Origin of the sequence: Leptospira mayottensis 200901116, assembly GCF_000306675.2 — a bacterium.
GTDB lineage: Bacteria > Spirochaetota > Leptospiria > Leptospirales > Leptospiraceae > Leptospira > Leptospira mayottensis.
Genome location: NZ_CP024871.1, coordinates 2365001 through 2367500 on the forward strand (window position 1 = coordinate 2365001; position 2500 = coordinate 2367500).

Below are 2500 nucleotides of genomic sequence, written 5' to 3' on the forward strand. Positions count from 1 at the left end.
TTCGGTGTAATCCAATTTCCATTCCAAAGAGTTTCGAACAAAACCCATACGAACGTTCCTAGCCGTATAAAGAGATTGAAGCGTATTTGCAGGCTCATAGCGGTTTCCGTACTCGTATTCGAAAAGTCTGTCGGAATAATTTTCGTATTGAAAGCTTATATTTCGGGTAACGTCCTTTTCCGTATTGTTCATTTTAGAGTTCAAAAGAATCCGACCCTTCCACCAAGGTTCCGTATCGGGCCCGATATTTCGAAGAGGGGCGTTCGGGTTCGTGGAAAAAAGTGCACCTCGGTCCACTTGATTAGTAACTGCAACTGTACCAATTCCGAAGTTGTGAAAACGATCTTCGTAAGCCGAAGTGGTCTGATAGTTTCTATGATTGGCGTATCCGATGTCGATCAGGTAATTTAAAAAAGGACTTTGGTTCCACATCTCCAGATGGAACGCCTGTCCGGTCTTTTCGTAAAAGTCCGCTCGAAACTTATAACCCATAGGAGCCATGGCGAAAGAAGGAATTTTCGACCATTGATACGAAGTCTGCAGAAACAATCCCTGAGTGTTGTTCTTACCCGCTTGAGCAATCCATCCATTTCCTAAATTGCTGTTATAAAGAAACGGAAGCCAAAGAACCGTTGTACCGCCCACTTGATAACGAACGTTAGTCGCCATAACGGTCTTATCTTCGTAGATATAAAGTCTGTTTACCTTAAAGGAATAATGAGGTTTTTCTGCATTGCAGATCGTAAAATAACCCATCTCAAGTGCATAATGTTTGTCGTCGAGTTTCTTGAGTTTTTCACCGATAAAGTGGGCCGGAGCGAAAGTACCTTTCGTTTTGTAGACGACCCCTTTTTCTAAACGGAAATCGTAGATGAACTTATCCCCTTCTATGATTGCACGACCGTCTTTATAGACAATACCACCTTCTGCATAAATCTCCTGTCTTTCACTGTCCACAGTAATGGTTTCCGCCTCAAGAGAACCGGAACGAAGTTTCAAACGAACTCTACCACGAAGAACGAGCACACCCGATTTATTCTTATCTACCTGAAGAAGTTCTCCTTCCGATGCATTTTCGATCGAAATCGGAAGAGCCTTTTTCGACTGTGGGAGAGAAGATATCGGATCTGTGGAGGCTGGAACCGTTTCTTCCAAAGCGGCACGAAGACGTTTTCTTCTGTTAAAAAGAGAACCGTCCCGGGTTAGTCCAAGAGAAAGTAAAAGATCGTCCACTTCCCGATCGGAAAGAGTATCGATGGACTTACCCAAAAGTCTGTTTTTAGCCCTGAGAACGGCTAGTTTTTTATCATCTCTGGAAGAAGAGTTTTGATCAGACGTTTCGGTAATCGAACGCAAAATCTGTTCTTCCGTCTGCGCAAAAATAGGAGTCCCAAACAGTAAAAAAAACAGAATCAGAATCAAACGGAGACACATTCCGAGTCAGATTATTCCCGCAAATTGTATTTTCATCTAATAAACTTAGTGAAAACGAGAACTCCGACCCCCAGTAAGATTCTATAAATTCCGAAAACGCCGAATGAATGTTTTTGTAGATAACGCAAAAACAAACGAATGACAAGAGTACAAAGGAGAAAAGAAATCAAAAATCCGAAAGCCAAAACCGGAATCGTAGTTTCGTTCAAGATAGAACGATGCTTAATCAATTTATAAATTCCGGCGGCGAAAAGAACCGGCACTGCAAGAAAAAAGGAAAACTCCGCACTACTCTTAGTATCTTTTCTTAAAAAACGAGCGGTAACGATCGTCGCAGCCGATCTGGAAACTCCGGGAATCAAAGCCACACACTGAAAAATTCCTATGAGAATCGCATCCCGAAAACCCACCGGTGGGTTTTCTTCGGCCCCTTGTCTTTTCTGAAAGAACCATTCCGCAACGAGAATGAGAATCCCTCCAAAAATCCAAGCACCCGCCAAAATATCTAAGAAATCCGACCTTGCTTTGATCGTATCCAAAAATTTCTTCGCGATAAATCCCACGACCAAAATAGGAAACGCACCGATCACAATTTGAATGAGAAAGTAAAATCCTTGCGGGTCCGAGTTTCGTTTTGTAAGGTATTGGAAGGAAGAAAACATCTGAGATCTGAATTTTTCCCGATACAAAAACAAAACGGAAAGAATAGCTCCGCTCTGAATGAAAATATCAAAGAGATCGTCGAACTCAAAACTTTCTCCTGAAAAAGGAAAAAAAGAACTGAATAAGAACAGGTGCCCTGTGGAAGACACCGGCAGAAATTCAGTAACCGCCTCAATGATGCTTCTCAGAAAGGCGTTCAGATAATGATTCAAGAGAACTTACTGCCCGGTCGTTTTTTGGGCTTCCGTTTTAGGAGCTGCGGATTCTTTTTTGCTCGTTTCGTCACCGGCCTTTTTCTTTAAGAATGCGTCCAGATCGAACTTATCGTTGTGTTTGATCGAAACTTGTTCCTTGATCCTTTCCAAAACCTTAGGAAGAATTTCCTGTGACTTATCTTTTTTCA

General features: G+C 42.0%; 3 protein-coding genes (2 of these 3 cut by a window edge). All 3 read right to left on the bottom strand.

What is annotated here, in order from left to right; genetic code table 11:
• Tightly spaced (at most 32 nt apart), the 3 genes in view from LEP1GSC190_RS10740 to LEP1GSC190_RS10750 form a layout consistent with a single transcriptional unit that may run on beyond the window.
• Nucleotides 1-1434, bottom strand: the 5' portion of a protein-coding gene (locus tag LEP1GSC190_RS10740) for an LPS-assembly protein LptD (RefSeq protein WP_036035374.1). It extends 1542 nt beyond the left edge of the window; the window shows 1434 of its 2976 coding nt (coding positions 1-1434); its start codon is at nt 1432-1434; its stop codon lies off the left edge, out of view.
• A gap of 32 nt (nt 1435-1466) precedes the next feature.
• A complete protein-coding gene (locus LEP1GSC190_RS10745; protein WP_036035371.1) occupies nt 1467-2309 on the bottom strand; it encodes an undecaprenyl-diphosphate phosphatase in 843 nt (280 codons plus the stop codon).
• Nucleotides 2310-2315: 6 nt separating this feature from the next.
• On the bottom strand, nt 2316-2500 hold the 3' portion of the coding sequence (locus tag LEP1GSC190_RS10750) for a lipoprotein LipL31 (protein WP_002748035.1). The gene runs 526 nt beyond the window's last position; 185 of the gene's 711 nt are visible here — the last part of the coding sequence; the start codon falls outside the window, past its right edge; the stop codon is at nt 2316-2318.